This is a genomic window from Pararhodobacter zhoushanensis (genome assembly GCF_025949695.1).
Classification (GTDB): Bacteria; Pseudomonadota; Alphaproteobacteria; order Rhodobacterales; family Rhodobacteraceae; genus Pararhodobacter; species Pararhodobacter zhoushanensis_A.
Window position 1 is genome coordinate 3,509,460 of record NZ_JAPDFL010000001.1, and the last position, 19,148, is coordinate 3,528,607.

The 19,148-nt window shown below is 66.8% G+C and carries 18 protein-coding genes; 17 read left to right on the forward strand and 1 reads right to left on the reverse strand.

Features of this window, described 5'->3' with window-relative positions:
• Nucleotides 1-54: 54 nt before the first annotated feature.
• From OKW52_RS17390 to OKW52_RS17470, 17 genes are all read left to right on the forward strand, one after another.
• Nucleotides 55-549, forward strand: coding sequence for a winged helix DNA-binding protein (locus OKW52_RS17390; RefSeq protein WP_264417410.1), 495 nt, complete (start codon nt 55-57; stop codon nt 547-549).
• A 60-nt stretch (nt 550-609) separates the two neighbouring features.
• Nucleotides 610-1,002, forward strand: a complete 393-nt coding sequence (locus OKW52_RS17395; protein WP_264417411.1) for a YbaN family protein — start codon at nt 610-612, stop codon at nt 1,000-1,002.
• Nucleotides 1,003-1,068: 66 nt separating this feature from the next.
• Nucleotides 1,069-1,479, forward strand: a complete 411-nt coding sequence (locus OKW52_RS17400) for a TRAP transporter small permease subunit (protein ID WP_264417412.1) — start codon at nt 1,069-1,071, stop codon at nt 1,477-1,479.
• 76 nt (nt 1,480-1,555) lie between these two features.
• Nucleotides 1,556-3,097, forward strand: a complete 1,542-nt coding sequence (locus OKW52_RS17405; RefSeq protein WP_264506830.1) for a TRAP transporter large permease — start codon at nt 1,556-1,558, stop codon at nt 3,095-3,097.
• A gap of 11 nt (nt 3,098-3,108) precedes the next feature.
• Nucleotides 3,109-4,170 (forward strand): TRAP transporter substrate-binding protein, encoded by a 1,062-nt coding sequence (locus OKW52_RS17410; RefSeq protein WP_264417417.1) that lies wholly within the window; start codon nt 3,109-3,111, stop codon nt 4,168-4,170.
• A gap of 82 nt (nt 4,171-4,252) precedes the next feature.
• A complete protein-coding gene (gene xth, locus OKW52_RS17415; protein ID WP_264506831.1) occupies nt 4,253-5,029 on the forward strand; it encodes an exodeoxyribonuclease III in 777 nt (258 codons plus the stop codon).
• Nucleotides 5,030-5,398: 369 nt separating this feature from the next.
• The gene (locus OKW52_RS17420) at nt 5,399-6,136 is read left to right on the forward strand and encodes a GntR family transcriptional regulator (protein WP_264417419.1); all 738 of its coding nucleotides are present in this window, start codon (nt 5,399-5,401) and stop codon (nt 6,134-6,136) included.
• A complete protein-coding gene (locus OKW52_RS17425) occupies nt 6,133-6,552 on the forward strand; it encodes a rhodanese-like domain-containing protein (RefSeq protein WP_264506832.1) in 420 nt (139 codons plus the stop codon). Before OKW52_RS17420 ends, OKW52_RS17425 begins: the two co-directional genes overlap by 4 nt.
• A 3-nt stretch (nt 6,553-6,555) precedes the next feature.
• Nucleotides 6,556-7,509: an ABC transporter permease gene (locus tag OKW52_RS17430; RefSeq protein ID WP_264506833.1), complete on the forward strand. Its 954-nt coding sequence runs from the start codon at nt 6,556-6,558 to the stop codon at nt 7,507-7,509.
• Complete coding sequence (locus tag OKW52_RS17435) at nt 7,506-8,381, forward strand: ABC transporter permease (RefSeq protein ID WP_264417423.1); 876 nt, start codon at nt 7,506-7,508, stop codon at nt 8,379-8,381. Before OKW52_RS17430 ends, OKW52_RS17435 begins: the two co-directional genes overlap by 4 nt.
• 110 nt (nt 8,382-8,491) lie before the next feature.
• On the forward strand, nt 8,492-10,048 hold the full coding sequence (locus OKW52_RS17440) for an ABC transporter substrate-binding protein (RefSeq protein WP_264506834.1): 1,557 nt from the start codon (nt 8,492-8,494) through the stop codon (nt 10,046-10,048).
• Entirely contained in the window at nt 10,045-11,070 is a 1,026-nt protein-coding gene (locus tag OKW52_RS17445) for an ABC transporter ATP-binding protein (protein ID WP_264506835.1), read from the forward strand. Before OKW52_RS17440 ends, OKW52_RS17445 begins: the two co-directional genes overlap by 4 nt.
• Nucleotides 11,060-12,019 carry an ABC transporter ATP-binding protein gene (locus OKW52_RS17450; protein ID WP_264417428.1) on the forward strand — a complete coding sequence of 320 codons (960 nt, stop codon included), beginning with the start codon at nt 11,060-11,062 and terminating at the stop codon, nt 12,017-12,019. Before OKW52_RS17445 ends, OKW52_RS17450 begins: the two co-directional genes overlap by 11 nt.
• A gap of 21 nt (nt 12,020-12,040) precedes the next feature.
• Complete coding sequence (locus tag OKW52_RS17455; protein WP_264506836.1) at nt 12,041-12,895, forward strand: alpha/beta fold hydrolase; 855 nt, start codon at nt 12,041-12,043, stop codon at nt 12,893-12,895.
• Between the two features lie 20 nt (nt 12,896-12,915).
• On the forward strand, nt 12,916-14,583 hold the full coding sequence (locus OKW52_RS17460) for an acyl-CoA synthetase (RefSeq protein ID WP_264417430.1): 1,668 nt from the start codon (nt 12,916-12,918) through the stop codon (nt 14,581-14,583).
• A gap of 11 nt (nt 14,584-14,594) precedes the next feature.
• Complete coding sequence (locus OKW52_RS17465) at nt 14,595-16,493, forward strand: CocE/NonD family hydrolase (RefSeq protein ID WP_264506837.1); 1,899 nt, start codon at nt 14,595-14,597, stop codon at nt 16,491-16,493.
• A gap of 2 nt (nt 16,494-16,495) precedes the next feature.
• Nucleotides 16,496-17,896 (forward strand): amidohydrolase, encoded by a 1,401-nt coding sequence (locus tag OKW52_RS17470; RefSeq protein ID WP_264506838.1) that lies wholly within the window; start codon nt 16,496-16,498, stop codon nt 17,894-17,896.
• Between the two features lie 4 nt (nt 17,897-17,900).
• Here the strand turns inward: OKW52_RS17470 and OKW52_RS17475 are convergent, their stop codons facing one another.
• Nucleotides 17,901-19,070: an alpha-hydroxy acid oxidase gene (locus tag OKW52_RS17475; protein ID WP_264506839.1), complete on the reverse strand. Its 1,170-nt coding sequence runs from the start codon at nt 19,068-19,070 to the stop codon at nt 17,901-17,903.
• Nucleotides 19,071-19,148 lie beyond the last annotated feature (78 nt).

The following is a 19,148-nucleotide window of genomic DNA, read 5'->3' on the forward strand; positions in this document are numbered from 1 at the left end:
AAATCGTTGACAAATTGTCAGCGTCACGTCAAGGATTCTGTCCAGGAGGCACCCATGACTCATCCCCTCGGCCCCGTTGTCAGCTCGGCCCATCTGGCCGGTGATGCCCCCGCGCTCAGCGAACTGGAGTTCGCGCTGACCATGGCCAACCACGCCTTCCAGCGCTGGATCGTGCGCTGCATGGGCGCGGCGGGCGCGCAGCTGTCGCCGATGGAAGTGCTGATCCTGCATCAGGTTGCCCACCGCGACCGCGCCAAGACGCTGGCCGATCTGTGCCTTGTGCTCAACATCGAAGACACGCATCTGGCCAATTACGCGATCCGCAAACTGACCGCGCAGGGGCTGGTCAGCACCGAGCGCAAGGGCAAGGAAAAGGCCGTCCGCGTCACACCTGAAGGCGCGGCGCTCTGCCAGCGCTACGCCGAGATCCGCGCTTCACTGCTCAACCCCGGCGCCCTGCAGACCGAGGCGATGAGCGAACTCGCCGCGCTTCTGCGCACCCTCTCGGGCAGCTACGATCAGGCCGCCCGCGCCGCCGCCGCGCTGTAAGCCGACTGGTCAAGCCCCGGTCCGCGCCCTATCTGACGGCCAGAACCAAAGGGGGCGGCGATGCTGCGGCTATTCTGGATGATCGCGGGCGGGTTGTCGCTCGCCGTGGGCGTGGCGGGGATCGTGTTGCCGCTGGTGCCGACAACACCCCTGCTCTTGCTGGCCGCCTATTGCTTTGCCCGCTCCAGCCCCCGGCTCGAGGCGTGGCTGCTCGACCATCCCCGCCTTGGCCCCCCGATCCACCACTGGCGGGCCGAGGGCGCGATCTCGTCACGCGCCAAGACCCTCGCCATGGTCGCCATCGGCGCGGCCTTCGCGCTCAGCGTGTTCCTGCAACTGCCGGTCAAACTGCTGGTCATTCAGGGCGTGACGCTGGGCGCGGTGATCGTGTTCATCCTCACCCGCCCCACGCCGCGCCTGTCCACACATCACACCTCAGACGCTAAACCTTGACACCAGCGTGACATTTGGGTTTCGTGGCCGCCAAGAACCGCCTCGCGCGGCCAAGGGGGACACTCTGTGATCAAAGCGTTTCTTGCGCTGGCGCGCCTGCTTGACCGGCTCACGCTATGGCTGTGCATGGCGGCGGGCGGGACGCTGGTCGGCATGGTGCTGATCAACGTCGTGTTGCGCTACGGCTTTGGCTCCGGCTCGATCAAGATGCAGGATCTGGCCAGCTATTCTTTCGCCGTTTTCCTCATCCTCGCCGTGCCGCTCTGCCACGCGCGCGGCGGCCATGTCCGGGTCGAGGTGCTGGCCGAACGCATGCCCGCCCGCTACCTGCCGACCGCCGATGCGGTGGCCTGGGCGTTCTTCCTGACGCCGATATTCGGCCTGATCATCTGGGCGGGCTGGGGCGATATCGCCTTTTCGTGGCAGATCGCTGAGGGGTCGACCACGCCGGGGGCCTTGGCGGCATGTATCTGGTGAAAACCGCCCTGCCGCTGGCCGCGGCGCTGATGATCATCCAGGGCCTCGCCAACCTGCTGCGCAAGGAGACACTGGCATGAGCGGTCAGGAATGGATGCTGATCGTTCTGTTTGTCGCGCTGTTTGGTGGCATTCTGTCGGGCATTCCCGCCATGCTGGCCATCGCCGGGGTGCCCTTTGTGCTGGCGGTGATCGCGGGACAGTTCGACCTGTTCAACCTTGCCTTCCTGTCCAACTATCCCTCGCGTGTTCAGGGGGTTATGTCGAATACCCTGCTCATGGCCGTGCCGCTGTTCGTGCTGATGGGCGTGTTTCTGGAACGCGCCAATCTGGCCGAGAACATGCTGCGCGTCCTCGCCCGGCTGCTGGGCGGCTCGCCGCTGGGCATGGCGCTGTCGGTGCTGGCGTTCTCAACGATCATCGCCGCCTCGACCGGGATCATCGGGGCCACGATCGTCATGCTGGTGATGATCGCCCTGACGCCGATGCTGGAATCCGGGGTGCCCAAACGGCAGGCCGCCGGGCTGATCTGCGCTTCGGGCACGCTGGGGCAGATCATCCCGCCGTCGATCCTGCTGGTCCTCTTGGGCGACCAGATCGGCAACACCTATCTTGAGGCGCAACAGCGCGCCGGAAACTTTGCGCCGCAGCCGGTCTCTGTCGCCGATCTTTTCGCAGGCTCCATGCTGCCGGGCCTGCTGCTTGTCGGTCTTTACGCCCTGTGGCTGCTGATCACCCTGCGCCCCGGCCGCACCAAGCGGGTCGGCGTCAACGAACGCGTCTCGGGCAGCGAGATCCTCTATACCTTCCTGCCCCCCGTTCTGCTGATCCTCGCCGTCCTTGGCTCAATCCTGGGCGGTATCGCCACCGCGACCGAGGCCGCCGGTCTGGGCGCTGTCGGCGCAGGCTTGATGGCCGCCTTCGCGATCAGCAAACACAGCTGGGAACGCGCGCTGATTGCTATCGCGGGCCTGTCCGCCTTTGCCCTCGTCGCGCTCAAGGTCGCAGGCTTTGGCCGCGCCGACCTGAACACGCTGGCGGGTATGGCGGGCGTTTTCGCCGCTCTGCTCATCGCGCTGGGTGTCGTTGTCGCGCTCTGGCGGCTGATGGCCGGACGGCTGGTCCACGGCGCGATGGTCGAGACGATCAAGATCTCCGGCATGGTCTTTGGCATCGTCATCGCCGCCTCGATGCTGTCGCTGGTGTTCCGCGGCTTTGGCGGCGAGCGCGCGGTCGAGCACCTGATGCGCGAATTTCCGGGCGGCGAAATGGGCGCGCTGCTGGCGGTGATGGTGATCGTGTTTTTCCTTGGCTTCATCCTCGAGGCCGTGGAAATCATCTACATCGTCGTGCCGCTGCTCGGCCCCGCCGTGCTGGCCGGTGATATCTCGCCGGTCTGGTTCGCGGTGATGATGGCGATGAACCTGCAGACCAGCTTCCTGACCCCGCCCTTCGGCTTTGCGCTGTTCTATTTCCGATCCGTCGCGCCGCCGGGCATCACGACGATAGACATCTATCGTGGCGTGGTGCCATTTGTACTGATCCAGATCCTGGCACTGGCGCTGGTGTTCTTCTTCCCCCAGATCGCCACCTGGCTGCCCACCCTGATGTTTAACTAGGAGGACCACCCATGAAACGCAGACTGTTCCTGAAAAGCGGCGCGGGCCTTGCCGCTGCCACCACCCTCGCCGCCCCGGCCATCGCGCAAGAGCGTATCGAATGGGACATGCCGTCGAGCTTCCCCAAGGCCGCGCCCGGCGTCGGCACCAACTCGACCCGCTTTGCCGAGCTGGTCGAGAAACTGTCCTCGGGCCGGATGGTCATCACCGTCTATGGCGCGGGCGAGCTGGTGCCCCCCTTCGCGGTCGAGGATGCCGTGCAGGCGGGCAACGTGCAGATCGGCCACGGCACGCCCTATTACGCCGCGTCAAAAACCGCCGCAGCGCACTGGTTCACCGGCGTGCCCTTCGGCCTGACCGCGAACGAGCATTACGCCTGGCTGAAATGGGGTGGCGGTCAGGAAATCTGGGACAGCATCTATGCCGAGCGGAACCTGAAACCCTTCTACTCGGGCAACTCGGGCACGCAGGCGGGTGGCTGGTTCAAGAACCGCATCGAGTCGCTGGCCGACCTGCAGGGGCTGAACATGCGCATTGCCGGTCTGGGCGGCGAGATGATGCGCAAGCTGGGCGTCAACGCCATCCTGATGCCGCCGACCGAGATCTTCCAGTCGCTGCAATCGGGTGCCATCGACGCGGCCGAATGGGTTGGCCCGCTGCTCGATCAGGCCTTCGGCCTGCAGCGCATCACCAACCTGTGCTACACCCCGGCCTATGCCGAGCCCTGCGCGGCCCTGCAGGTCGTGGTGAACACCGAAGCCTGGGCGGGTCTGGCGGATGATCTGAAAGCGATTGTTGAGGCAGCCGCGCTGCAATGCTCGATGGAGACGCTGGGTCAGTTCGATTATTACAACGTCGGCGCGATGGCCTCGCTGGAAGAGGCGGGCGTCGAGTTCCTGAACTTCCCCGATGACGTCATCGCCGGGATGAAATCGGCCTGGGGCGAAGTCGTTGAAGAACAACGCGCTGCAAGCCCCGATGCGGCCCGTGTGCTGGAAAGCTATGAGGCCTATCAGGCGGGTGCCGTCGGCTATGCCAACGCCTTTGTTGGCCGCTACCTCGCCGCGCGCTAAGATATAGGTTATCCATGGAGTCGGGGGCGCAGGATCACCCTGCGCCCCCGATGCTTTGAAAGCCCTTGAGCAGGACGCGCCGATGAAACTGGTTACTTTCAACATCAACGGCGTCAAGGCCCGCACCCCGGTCATCGAGCGCTGGCTGGACGAAGCCAAACCCGATGTCGCGGTGTTTCAGGAAATCAAATCGGTTGACGAGGCCTTCCCCCGCTCGGTCATCGAAGATCGCGGCTATCAGCTGGAAACCCACGGCCAGAAGGGCTTCAACGGCGTGGCGATCCTGTCGAAACTGCCGCTGACCAATGTCACGCGCGGGCTGCCGGGCGATGAGAGCGACGAACAGGCCCGCTATATCGAGGCCGATGTGGGCGACAGCGGGTTCCGCCTCTGCGGGCTGTACCTGCCCAACGGCAACCCGGCACCGGGGCCGAAATACGACTACAAGCTGGCCTGGATGGAGCGGCTGGAAGCGCGGGCACGCGACCTGCTGGCGCGGGAGACCCCCTTCGCGCTGACCGGCGACTTCAACGTCATCCCGCAACCGGCCGACGCGGCGCGGCCTGACGCGTGGCGCGAGGACGCGCTGTTCCTGCCGCAAACCCGCGCGGCCTTCCGGCGGCTGGAACTGCTGGGGCTGTATGACGCGGTCCGGCTGCGCCATCCGGGACCGGGGATCTATTCGTTCTGGGATTATCAGGCCGGCGCGCGCCAGCGCAACGACGGCATCCGCATCGACCACTGGCTGCTGTCGCCGGGGGCCGCGGACAGGCTGCAGGACGCCTGGGTCGAGGGCGCGCCGCGCGACTGGGAGAAACCGTCGGATCACACGCCGGTCTGGGTGGATCTGGCGCTTTGAACGGGGAGGAGCGGCGCTCGCGGGCATCGAGCCCGCTCGCGCCGCGCGGGTTGCCACCCGCCCCCGCTTCAAGGGGTGCGCGCACCCCTTGAAAATCCCCTTTCACGCCTTGCCCGACGCGGGGTCTGGCTGACCCGGGTCAGTGCGTATTTTTGGCAAGATGAAGCGGCATCACCTGCCGAGTCGGCCTGCCTGCTGCGGGTGACGCCTTGCGCGGGTGATGAAATTTTCACCAAACCGTCACGCAAGCTGTTCTTCTGCCGTCACTTTTCTCCCGCGCCCGGCGCGGGCTTTTTTTGTTGTAAACGGCGGCGAATCTTGCATTCATATCTTGCATGCAGATCTTGCATACAAGATTGGAGCCCGCTCTTGGCCAATGCCAACACCATCAGTTCGCAGATCATCGACGCCATCCTGTCACAACGCCTTGCCCCCAACACCCGGCTGGGCGAGCAGGATCTGGCGGCGCTGTTCGGCTGCAGCCGCACCATCGTGCGCGAGGCGCTGGTCGATCTGGCGGCGCGCGGGATTGCCACGGTCAGCCCGCGCCGCGGCTGGTATCTGACCGAGGTCGACACCGAAAAGGCCCGCGAGCTTTACGTGGCGCGCGAGATCATCGAGACCGGCCTGCTGCGCCACCTCGCCCGGCGCAAGCAGGCGCTGCCCAGCGCCGCGCTCGATCAGATCGCCCGCCATCTGGACGCGCAGGCCGAGGCCGTCGCCGGCGATGACATCCCGCGCCGCAGCTATCTGCTGGGCGATTTCCACGTCTGTCTGGCCAACAGTCTGGGCAATTCGGTGCTGGCCGCCAATCTGCGCGACATGACCGTGCTGACCACGCTGTTCACCATGCGCCACCAGACGCCGCATGACGCCCAGCGCTCGTATGAGGAGCATGTTGCCGTCTTCGAGCCGCTGACGCGCGGCGATGCGCTGGCGGCAGAAGAAGCGATGCGCTGCCATCTGAGCACCTGGGAAGAGAAGGTCAACAAGGCGCATGATTACGCCCCCGTCTCGGCGTTGCACACGGCCCTGACGCCTGCCGCCGACCTGCGCGGCGTCAAGGTCCCGCTCACCGACACCGCCCAAAAGGAGCCGCAGCCATGACCATCCGCAACACCATGGGCTGGGTCGACAGCCTGCGCGACCGGGTTCCGACGATGGATGCCGCCGGGCTGCAGGCGCGGCGCGATCAGGGCGAAGCGCTGACCGTCATCGACCTGCGCGAGCTGCAGGAGCGGCTGGACAAGGGCGCGATCCCGGAGTCGCATCACGTCCCGCGCGGGATGCTGGAATTCTGGGCCGATCCCGCCATGGGCTATCACCGTGATTTCTTCACCGAAGACGCCGAATACGTCGTCTATTGCGCCGGGGGTGGCCGCTCGGTGCTGGCCGCGCTGGCGATGATCGAGATGGGCTATACCAAGGTCTGGCATCTGGACGAGGGGTTTGCGGGCTGGACCAAGGCCGATCTGCCCGTGGAAGACGCCGCCGCCACCGCGCGCTGGCAGCGGAAGCGCTGATCCATGCTCACCTTCGCCCTTCGCCGCGCGGTCCTTGGCGTCATCGTGCTGATGGCTGTGTCGGTCATGCTTTTCGTCGCCATCCGCTTTGTCCCCGGTGACATCGTCAACCAGCAACTGTCCGAGGCCGGCGCGGTCACGCCCGAGCTGCTGGCGCAGAAACGCGCCGAGATGGGGCTGGATCAGCCGGTGCTCACCCAGTTCGCCCAGTGGGCGGCGGGCGTGCTGCACGGCGATCTGGGCACTTCGCTTTGGACCGGGCGGCCGGTATCCGACCAGATCCGCTCGGCCATCGTGCCGACGCTGCAACTGTCGATCCTCGCCATCGCCTTTGGCTCGGTGCTGGGCATCGGCGCAGGCGTCGCCGCCTCGCTGTGGATCGGCACGCCGGGCGATGTGGCGCTGCGCATGGCCTCGACGGTGTTTCTGGCCGTACCGCAGCTGTGGCTGGGGCTGCTGACCCTGTCCGGTCTGGCCGCCATCGGCTATTACATCCCGCTGCCCTACCGCCCCTTTACCACCGACCCCTGGGCCAATGTGCAGCAGGTGATCTTCCCCGCACTCGCCCTGTCGCTGGGCGTCGCCGCGGCGCTGTCGCGGCTGACCCGTTCGGCGATGCTTGAGGTGACGGGGGCCGATTTCATCCGCGCCGCCCGCGCGCGCGGCGTGACGCCGGGGGGCATCTATGTGCGCCACGGGCTCAAGAACGCGCTGATCCCGGTGATCACCCTCTTGGGCACGCAATTTGGCAACCTGTTGTCGGGCACCGTGATCATCGAGCGGATCTTCAACATTCCCGGCCTTGGCAACCTGCTGTTCGAATCCGTCGATAACCGCGATTACCCCACCATTCAGGCCGCCGTGCTGACCTATGGCTTCATCACCATCGTCGTGAACCTGCTGGTCGACCTGTCTTACGGCGCCGTCGATCCGCGTATCCGGGAGGCCCGCTCGTGACCCTCGCCCCCTCGCCCGACGGGGTCGCGCGCCGCCCCAACCGTTTCCTCGCCATTCTGCGCGCGTTGCTGCGCGAGCCGATCGGCTGCACGGCGCTGGTGATCCTGGCCACGGTGCTGCTGCTGGCCCTGCTCGCCCCCTTGATCACCCAGTACGACCCGCTGTTTCAGGACCGCCGCGCGGTGCTCAAGGCCCCCTCGCTGGCGCATTGGTTCGGCACCGATGACATCGGGCGCGATGTGTTTTCGCGGGTGCTTTATGGCACGCGCATCTCGCTGCTGGTCGGCCTGCTGGTGGTCACCTTCACCATGCTCATCGGCGGGATGATCGGGCTGATCTCGGGTTATTTCGGCGGCTGGACCGACATGATCATCCAGCGGATTGTCGAGGCGCTGGATACCCTGCCCTCGCTGGTGCTGTCGCTGTTCATTGCCGCCATGCTCGGGCCCAGCGTGCGCAATGTGGTCATCGCGGTGACGCTGGCGCAGATCCCGCGCTTTGTGCGGGTGGTGCGCTCCGAGATGATCAAGGTCCGCGCGCAGGATTTCATCGCGGCCTCGCGCGTGATCGGCGCGTCAAGCCTGCGCATCATGCTGACCCATGGCGTGCCCAACCTGATCCCGACGATGCTGGTCATGGGCTCGCTGTCCTTCGGCATCGCCATCATGACCGAGGCCGCGCTCAGCTTTCTGGGCGTCGGCACCCCGCCGCCGAACCCGTCACTGGGCACCATGCTGGCGCAGGGCACGCGGTTCATTGGCATTGCCTCGTGGCTGATCGTGTTTCCCGGCCTGATGCTGACGATCAGCGTGCTGGCCCTGAACCTGATCGGCGACGCGCTGCGCGACGTGCTCGACCCGCGCCGCCGCTAACCCACCCCCCATAATCATAATTCCCCCAACAGGAGCCCCGATATGACCCGACATTTCCCCCTCCCACCCGCGCCGCACGCTTTGCGCGCAGCCTGCTGGCCCGTTCCCTGATGGTCGGGGCGCTTCTGGCCCTGCCACTGGGTGCCACCGCGCAGGAAACCCCGCAGTACGGCGGTCTGGTGCGCATCAACGTGCATGCCGACGCGCCCAATTTCGACCCGCTTGCCAGCACCGAATTCGCCGTGCATTCGCGGCTGGGTCTGGCGCTCAGCCAGCTGGTTGCATGGGGAACCGGCCCCGATATCGGCTATGGCGAATTCGTGCCCTCGCCGTCTCTGGCCGAAAGCTGGGAAATCTCGGACGACGGGCTGACCTACACCTTCCACTTGCGCCGGGATGTCGTCTGGCAGGATGTCGCCCCGGTTTCGGGCCGTGGCTTCACCTCGGCCGATGTGCTTGCCACCTATGAGGCGATGCGCGCGGGCGGTGTGCAGGGCGGGCTGTTGTCGGCGGTTGATACGATCAGCGCGCCGGACGATTACACCGTCGTGCTGACCCTGACCGCGCCCAATGTCGTCCTGCTGCAGAACCTCGCGCACCAGAACATGTGGATCCTGCCGACCGAGGCGTTTGACGGCGGCTATGACCGCAACACCACCGTCATCGGCACCGGCCCGTTCATCCTGACCGGTGATGAGGCGGGCGTGGCCACGACCTATGTGCGCAACCCCAGCTATTTCGGCCATGACGCGGCGGGCAACCAGCTGCCCTATCTCGATGCGGTCGAAATCACCCCGATCCGCGATTTGAACGCGCGCATCATCGCCTTCCGTTCGGGTCAGATCGACATCTGGTTCGGCCCGCTGAACCTGACGCAAATGGCGCAGATTCAGGCGCAGGTGCCCGGTTTGCAGGACATTCAGACCATTTCGAACACCCAGACCGAGATGTATCTGAACCCGGCGTTCGAGCCCTTCTCGGACATCCGCGTCCGGCAGGCGATCAACATGGCCATTGACCGCATGGCGATGGGCGAGGTGATCCGCGGCGGCGGCGCGGTCGGCGGCGTGGTCGGCCCGGCGCTGTCCACCCAGACCCTGCCCGATGCCGAGCGTATCGCGCTCTACGGCACCCCCAACGCCGAGCGCGCCCGCGAATTGCTGGCCGAGGCGGGCTACCCGGACGGCTTCACCTTCCAGTTCACCTTGCTGAACTACGGCGAGGAAATGGTGCGCGAGGGCGAATGGATCCAGCAGGATCTGGCCGATATCGGCATCACCGCCGAGATCAACATCGTCGACCGTGCAGCGGGCATGGCGCTGGGACGCGAAGGCACTTTCGAGGCCCTCTATATGGTCATGAGCCCCTTCGCCGAGGCCGACGAATACCTCTCGACCCACTACCTCCCCGGGGCGATCCGCAATTATGCCGGCGTCGATGACCCCGCGCTGACCGCGATGATCGAAGAACAGCGCACCATCGGCGATCCGGCGGCGCGTCAGGCGATGCTCTGGGACATCCAGCGCTATATCGCGGAAAACGTGCAGACCACCCTGCCCGGCTGGGCCTCGCTGCTGCTGCACCCGGCGCATGCCCGCGTGCAGGGCTGGTATCCGATGATGACGCAGGGCTTCCCCAGCCTGCGCGAAGTCTGGGTCAGCGAATGAGCCTCGCCCCGGTCAACACCCTCTCACCGGCCGCGCAGGCCGGTGACGACGCCCCGCTCCTCTGCGTTGACGGCATGGCCGTGCGCTATGGCACGCTCGAGGTCTGCTCGGACATCTCGCTGTCGGTCCAGCGGGGCCGTGCGCTGGCGCTGATCGGCGAGTCGGGTTCGGGCAAATCGGTGACGGTGCTGGCCATCACCGGCCTCTTGGGCGCGGGCGGGGCCATTGACCGGGGCTCGGTAACACTGGAGGGCGCGGAGATTTCGCGCCTTTCCGAAAAGGAACGCCGCCGCCGGGGCCTGATGGGCCGCAAGATCGGCATGATTTTCCAGAACCCCTCGCGCGCGCTGGACCCGGTGCATACCATCGGCCAGCAGCTGAACGAATCCCTGTCGCTGACCGGGCTGACCACCCGCGAGGCCCTGCGCGCCAAGGGCACCGAATGGCTGCGCCATGTCGGCCTGCCCGACCCCGAAGACGCCCTCGACCGCTACCCGCACCAGCTGTCAGGTGGCCAGCGCCAGCGCGCGATGATCGCCATCGCGCTGGCCTCGGAGCCTGAGCTGCTGATTGCCGATGAACCCACCACCGCGCTGGATGTCACCATTCAGGCGCAGGTGCTGACCCTGATCCGCCGGTTGCAGCGCGAACTCAATCTGGCGCTGGTGCTGGTGACGCACGACTTCGGCGTTGTCGCCGCGATGGCCGATGACGTCGCGGTGATGTACGCGGGTCAAGTGGTCGAAAGCGGCCCCGTGGCGCAGATCATCCGTGACCCGCGCCACCCCTACACCCGCGCCCTGCTCTCCAGCATCCCCACCGGCCTTCCCGGCGCGCGGATCGAGGCGCTGCCGGGTTCCGTCCCCTCCGCCGCCGCGATGCCCACCGGCTGCCGCTTCCACCCCCGCTGCCCGATGGCAGACGCGGGCTGCGCGCAGACCGAACCGGCGTTTCAGACGGCGTCCTATGGCCGCCTGCTGCGCTGCCTCAAAGCCGAGGAAATGACCGCCCATGTCCGCTGACCCGCTGTTTTCCCTGCGCAATGTCTCGGTCCGCTACCCCATCCGCAGCGGGTTCTTTCAGCGCGTGGTCGGCCATGTCGGCGCGGTCGAGGACGCCAGTTTCGCGCTGGAACGCGGCGAAACCCTTGCGCTGGTCGGCGAATCCGGTTGCGGCAAATCCACCCTTGGCCGCGCGATCCTGCGGCTGGAACCCATCGCCACCGGCAGCATCGACGCCGACGGCGCCAAGGACCGCAGGGCGCTGGCCCGCAAGGCGCAGGTGGTGTTTCAGGACCCGCTCGGCTCGCTCGACCCGCGCTGGACCGTCGGCAGCCTGATCGCCGAAGGCCTTGTCGTTCACGGCATCGCGCGCGGGGCCGAGCGTGACAAACAGGTCCACGCCCTGCTCGCGCAGGTCGAGCTGCCGCCCGGCACCTTCCACAAATTCCCCCACCAGCTGTCCGGCGGCCAGCAACAGCGCGTCGCCATCGCCCGCGCGCTGGCCCTGCGGCCCGAGCTGATCGTGCTGGACGAGGCGACCTCGGCCCTCGACGTCTCGGTGCAGGCGCAGATCCTCAACCTGCTGGTCGATCTGCAACGCGACTACGGCCTGACCTATCTGTTCATCAGCCATGACCTGACCGTTGTCGGCCAGTTCGCCGACCGCGTCGCAGTGATGTATCTGGGCCGCATCATGGAGCTAGGCAGTGCTGCCGATGTGCTGACCGCGCCGCAGCACCCCTATACCCGCGCCCTGCTCGCCTCGTCCCTCAAGGTCGATCCCGACGCAAGGATCGAGGACGTGCCGCTGCTCACCGGCGATGTTCCCAGCCCCCGTACCCCACCCAGCGGTTGCCGCTTTCGCACCCGCTGCCCGCTGGCCACAGCCGCCTGCGCCACGCTGACCCATCGCATGACCGGGTCCGCCTCGCGCCAGGTTGCGGCCTGCATCGCCAATGGCGACACCTAAGTTCTACAGGAAAACAACGACATGACGACCGAAACCCTCGCCCGCATCTGGACCTCGAAGATCGTCGATCTGGACGGCGTGAAGATCCGCTATCTGGACAATGGCGGCACCGGCCCGGTGGTGATCTGCCTGCACGGCACCTCGATGACCGCCCATGCCTGGGGCCATCTGGGTGCCAGCCTGAAAGACGAGGCCCGCGTCATCGCCGTCGACATGCGCGGCCACGGGGCCTCGGACCGGCCGGGGACCACCTATGCCATCGCCGAAATGGCCAGCGACATCACCAAGCTGGCTGCAAGGCTGGACCTGACCGGCATCACCCTGATCGGCTCGTCGGTCGGCAATCAGGTCGCCGTGTCCTTCGCCGCCGCCAACCCCGACCGCATCGCCGGGCTGATCCTGTCGGACCCCAGTTTTTTCTGCTCTGACAGCGAGATCGTCAAATACCTGCGCTCGCACCACACCCGCCAGCGTACCTACAAGACGCGGGAACAGGCCGAGGCCTACGCCATGGCCCTGCCCCAGCGCAAAGGGTTGAGCCTTGCCATGCACCACATGGCGATGGAGGGCGACTTCCGTCAGGAACCCGACGGCCAGTGGAGCTGGGCCTACGACCTGCTCGCGATCACCAAGGTGTTTTTGAACCTGTCCACCGACCAATCCGCCGATATCGCCGCGATCAAGGCCCCGGTGCTGGTGCTGAACGCCGACCGCTCGAACGTGCTGTCGGGCACGCAGGCGGCCGACCTGACCGCCGCCTTCGCCAAGGCCCGGCTCGAGGTGATCACGGATTCAAACCACACCATCTGGGGCGATCAACCCGTTGTTCTGGCGCAAAAAACCCGCGACTTCCTTGCCGCCTTGCCGCGCGTCTGATGGCCATCGGGAACAGCCAGATGGACCGCTACGAAACCCTGCGCGCGGGCTATGACCCGCGCACCCCGCCGACCTTCAATTTCGGCACCGATGTTGTTGACGCCTTCGCCGCCGACACGGCCCGCAACGCCGCCGCGCCCGCGCTGATCTGGTGCAACGCGGCGGGGGCCGAGCGGTGCTACAGCTTTGCCGAGATCGCCACCCTCAGCGACCGGCTTGCCGCCGCGCTCAAGCGGCGCGGGGTGCAGCAGGGCGACCGGGTGCTGATCATGCTGCCGCGCGTGCCCGCGTGGCAGATCGCCATGGTCGCCGCGCTCAAACTGGGTGCGATCGCCATTCCCTGCGTGACCATGCTGTCCGAAAAGGACATCGCTTACCGGCTGGAAAACTCGGGCGCGCGGGCGGTGATCACCACGCAGGCGGAAATCGGCAAGTTCACCGCCACCGCCCCCGGCACGCTGTGCATCGCCACCGACCCCGCGCTGCCGCCCGATGTGCCCGGCCCCCGCGCCCCCGCACCGGAGGGCTGGGACGCGCTGGAGCCGATGCTGGCCGAAGACCCCGGCACTTTCCTTGCCGCCACCGTAGCCGCCGAAGACCCGGCGCTGATCTTCTACACCTCGGGCTCCACCGGCCTGCCCAAAGGTGTCACCCATTCCGCCCGCGCCCTGCACGCGTGGCGCGGCTCGGCCGAGCATTGGCTCGACCTTGGCCCCACGGACGTGATGTTCTGCACCGCCGACACCGGCTGGTCCAAGGCTGGCACCGCCATTCTGTTCGGGCCCTGGAGCCGGGGCGCGACCGTTTTGTTCTACGACGGCCCCTTCGATCCGGCCTACCGGCTCGATCTGCTCACCCGCCACGGCGTCACCGTCTATTGCGCCGCCGCGACCGAGCTGCGCCGCCTTGTGGCGCTTGACCTCAGCCAGCACCCGCTGCCCGCCCTGCGCCTGACGGTTTCTGCCGGTGAAAGCCTGAACCCGCCGGTGATGGATGCCTGGACGGCGATGACCGGCCGCCCGGTGCTGGAAGCCTACGGGCTAACCGAAACCCTGATGCTGGTCGCCAATTACCGCGACACGGGCATCCGCGCCGGATCCATGGGCCGCCCGCTGCCCGGCGTCACGCTGGATCTGATCACCGCCCAAGGCACCCTCGCCGCCCCCGGAGAGACCGGCCAGATCGCCCTGCGCCTGCCCAGCGCGCATCTGATGCTGGGCTACTGGCAAGACCCCGAGCGCACCGCCAAGACGCTGCAAACCCTTGACGGCGTGACCTATTTCCTGACCTCGGACAACGCCCGTGCCGATGCCGACGGCTACCTCTACTACGAGGGACGCGGCGATGACGTGATCAACTCCGCAGGCTACCGCATCGGCCCGCAAGAGGTGGAAAACGCCCTCGTCTCGCACCCCGCCGTGCGCGAAGCCGCCGCCGTGCCCAGCCCCGACCTTGAGCGGGGTGAGGTGGTCAAGGCCTTCGTCGTCCTGCATGACGGCCACAACGGCAGCCCCGATCTGGCCCGCGCGCTGCAGGATTTTGTCAAATCCGCCACCGCCCCCTACAAATACCCCCGCCGCATCGAATTCGTGTCCGACCTGCCCAAGAACGCCGTCGGCAAGATCCAGCGCCGCGTCTTGCGCCAGCAGGAACTCGACGCCGCCCAAGCCCCCAAGGCCCCCCAATGAAAGACGCCCCCATGCCCCCCATGATCAGCGATCCCGTTCATGACGTTGTGATCTCGCGGTCGGTCAAGGTGAAAGCCCGTGACGGCGTGTTGCTGTCGGTCGACATCTACCGCCCGGCCAAGGACGGCGAGCCGCTGCCCGGCCCCTTCCCGGCGGTCGTCACCCGCTCGCCCTATGACACGCGCTCGGGCAAGGGGCCGTCCGGTCAGGCGGGCAATGGCGAGTATTTCGCCAAGCGCGGCTATCTCTATCTCGTGCAGGACGCCCGGGGCCGCTACGAGTCTGAGGGTGATTTCATCCTGCTCGACCAGGACGGCGAGGATGGCTATGACGTCATCGAATGGCTGGCCGCCCGCCCCTATTGCGACGGCAACATCGGCACGCAAGGCTCGTCGCTCAGGGCCTGGAACCAGAACGCCACCGCCCTGCTGCGCCCGCCGCATCTGAAAGCGATGTGGGTGAACCAGGGCGGCTCGAACGGGCTGACCTCGGCCATCCGCCACAACGGCGCGTTCGAGATGCGCTGGTTCGGCTGGGCCGTCACCAACGGCATCCACGCGCAGGAAGCCCATGCCGACCCCGCGATCCAGACCGCCATGGTCCGCAATGCGGAAACCATGTACGACTGGTTCTGCCGCCTGCCGTGGTCCGAGGGCAACTCACCGCTCGCCCCCCTGCCCAACTGGGAAAAATGGGCGCTGGATCTCTACCGCAACGGCGATGATGGCCCGTTCTGGCGCAACCCCAGCCGCAATTTCGCGCCCTACCGCGACCGCTCGGCCGACATCCCCACCGTCTACGCCGGCGCGTGGTACGACAGCTACGCCCGCGCCTCGATCGAGAATTTCCTCGCCATGGATGCCCGCGCCAGCCACCAATACCTCATGATGGGCGCAGGCGTGCACGGGGGCCCCAATTTCGACAACCGCCTGACCGGTCAGGTCGACATGGGCCCCGGTGCCCCGATCAAGGGCAACCTTGAGCGTGACCGCAAACAGATGATGCTGCGCTTTTTCGACCGCTTCCTGAAGGGCGATGAAACCGCATGGGTCGATCAGCCCAAGGTGCGCTATGTCCGCATGGGCGGCGACGGCGGCAAGAACGCCGCCGGTCAGTTGCTGCACGGCGCCCAATGGGTCGCCGATACGCAATGGCCCCCCACCGGGGTTCAGCCGCAGGACTGGTTCCTGCACCCCGGTGCCGCGCTCAGCCGTGACCCTGCCCCGGCCTCGCCCCCCAGCACCCTGACCTATGAACCCGCACACCCGATGCCGACGGTTGCCGGCAACGTCTCGTCGATGACGCAGAACCTGCCGCCCTTCGCCCGCATGATGCGCACGGGCGATCCGATCACCCTGCGCCAAAGCATCGTGCTGCAGGGTGCTGCCGACCAAGTCACCCATGACGGCATGTTCGCCGAACCGCCCTACGGCGATCTGGCCGACCGCCCCGACACGCTGGTCTTCACCACCGCGCCCTTCGAGGCCGAAACCGAAATCACCGGCGTGCCCGAGGTCGAGATTTTCCTGTCCTCGGACGCGCCGGACACCGACATCTTCGTCATGCTGCAAGACCTCTACCCGGTGTCCGACACATGGCCCACCGGCTACCGGCTGAACCTGTGCGACAGCATCTTCCGCGTCCGCTACCGCGACGGGTTCGACAGGCCCACGATGATGGAGCCGGGCAAGGTGGTGCGCGTGCGCTTCCCGCTCTACCCGATTTCCAACGCGTTCCAGCCCGGCCACCGGCTGCGCGTGCTGGTGTCGTCCTCGTCCTTCCCGCGCTTTGACCCCAACCCGAACACCGGCGAGTCGTTGGGCCGTCACACCCACACCCGCATCGCCGTCAACGCCATCCACCATGACCCGGCGCATCCCTCGCGCCTTATCCTGCCCATACGAGGCTGACCATGCAGGCGCTCACCACCCAGGTCACGCGGCTCGCGCCGACCTTCACAGCGGTTTCCGACGCGATCTGGGCCACGCCCGAACTGTGCTACGCCGAGCACCGCTCGGTCGCAGCGCAGATCGACGCCTTGGCGGCACAGGGCTTTGCCATCACCCGGAACATCGCCGGGCTGGACACCGCCTTTACCGCCGACTGGGGCACCGACGGGCCGGTGATCGCCTTTCTGGGCGAGTTTGACGCCCTGCCCGGCCTCAGCCAGCAGGCGGGCCTCGCCAAACCCCTCGCGGTCGAGGACGGCGGCAACGGCCACGGCTGCGGCCATAACCTGCTGGGCGCGGCCTCGATGCTGGCCGCCTCGGCGCTGGCGGCCCGATTGCGCGACACCGGCATTGCCGCGCGCGTGCGATACTACGGGTGCCCGGCAGAAGAAGGCGGCTGGGGCAAGGTGCGCATGGTCGCCGCCGGGGCGTTTGACGACGCGCAGGTCGGCATCGGCTGGCATCCGGGCACCTATAACGCCGTGCGCGCCCGCGCCACGCTGGCCGTCGCCAACCGCCGCTACCGCTTCACCGGACGCGCCGCCCATGCCGCCATGTCCCCGCATCTGGGCCGTTCCGCGCTGGATGCGGTCGAATTGATGAACGTCGGCGCGAACTACCTGCGCGAACACATGCCGCAAGAGGCCCGCCTGCACTACGCCGCCACCGACGCGGGCGGCAGCGCGCCCAATGTCGTGCAGGCCCGCGCCGAATCCCTGTACATGATCCGCGCGCCCGAACTGGACGACCTGCACGCGCTGATCGCCCGCGTCGATGATGTGGCGCGCGGGGCCGCGCTGATGACCGGCACGCAGGTCGAGATCATCGGCGAGGGCGGCGCGGCCAATGTGCTGCCCAATGCGGCACTCTGCGCTGTCATGCATCAGGCGATGCTGGCCTTGGGAACGCTCAACTTTGCCCGCGACGAGCTGGCCTTTGCCCAAGCCATCCGCGACAGCCTCGGCGATACCGCCGCCGCCGACCGCCGCGCCCAGACAGAAGGCGACGCGCTGCTGCCACAGGGCCACGGGCGGCTGCCGCTGCACAGCGGCTTGCGCTGTTTCAGCGGGCGGATCGAACAGGGCACCGGCTCGACCGATGTCGGTGATGTCAGCTGGCAGATCCCGGTGGTCGAGGCTGCGCTGGCCACCTGGGCCGTTGGTACGCCCAGCCACACATGGCAGGCCGTCGCCCAGGGCCGCAGCTCGGCCGCGCACCGCGCGATGATCCGCGCGGCCAATGTCATGGCCCATACCGCGCTGACGCTGATCCAGCAGCCCGGCGCGATCGCACAGGCACAGGACGAACTGGCCCGGCGGCGCGGCGGACGGCCCTATGTGCCCGTCCTGCCCGACGCCGCCTGAGGACTCAGATCACCGCCGTCGGGTCTTCGAACCCCTGCGGCACGATCAGGTTGTGACGGCCCAGCGCCTTCACATCCCGCTCGCCACACAGCGCCATGGTCTTGTCCAGCTCGGCATGGATGATCTCCAGCGCCTTGGTCACGCCCGCCTCGCCCATCGCGCCCAGCCCGTAGACGAACGAGCGCCCGATGAACGTCGATTTCGCGCCCATCGCCACCGCCTTGAGCACGTCCTGACCCGAGCGGATGCCGCTGTCCAGATGCACTTCGGTGGTATCCCCCACCGCATCCAGAATCGACGGCAGCATGCGGATCGACGAATGCGCGCCGTCCAGCTGCCGCCCACCGTGGTTCGACACCACAATCGCCTCGGCCCCGATCTTTTGCGCCATGATCGCGTCCTCGGCATCGTTGATCCCCTTCAGGATCAGCTTGCCGCCCCACATGTCGCGCAGTTTCTCGATCTTGGCCCAGGTCAGCTGCAAATCGAACTGCTCCGCCGTCCAGGCCCCCAGCGACGCCGGATCGCCCACCCCCGTGGCGTGGCCGACGATATTGCCAAAGAACCGCCGCTTGGTGCCCAGCATGCCAAGGCCCCATTGCACCTTGGTCGCCAGATTGATCATCGTCGGGATCGTCAGCTTGGGCGGCGCACTCAGACCGTTTTTCAGATCCTTGTGCCGCTGGCCCAGCAATTGCAGATCCAGCGTCAGCACCAGCGCCGAGCAGCCGGCATCCTTGGCCCGCTGCAGGATGCGGCGCACGAAATCCTCGTCCTTCATCACATAAAGCTGGAACCAGAACGGCTTGGTCGTGTGCGCGGCCACATCCTCGATCGAGCAGATCGACATTGTCGACAGCGTGAACGGCACGCCGAATTTTTCCGCCGCCTTCGCCGCCAGAATTTCGCCATCCGCGTGCTGCATGCCGGTCAGGCCCACCGGCGCCAGTGCCACCGGCATCGCCACCTTTTGGCCGATCATCTCGGTCTCGGTCGTGCGGTTGGACATATCCACCGCCACGCGCTGGCGCAGGTGGATCTTGGCGAAATCGCTGGTATTTTGGCGGAAGGTCTGCTCGGTCCAGCTGCCGGATTCGCAGTAATCATAGAACATCCGCGGTGCCCGCCGCTGGTAGATCTGGCGCAGATCCTCGATGGTGGTGATGACGGGCATGGCGCAGTCCTCCGCAAATTGGTCAGAATTTCTTACCGCCTCGACGCGAGTCGCGCAAGCGGAGACGATAGTTCACAG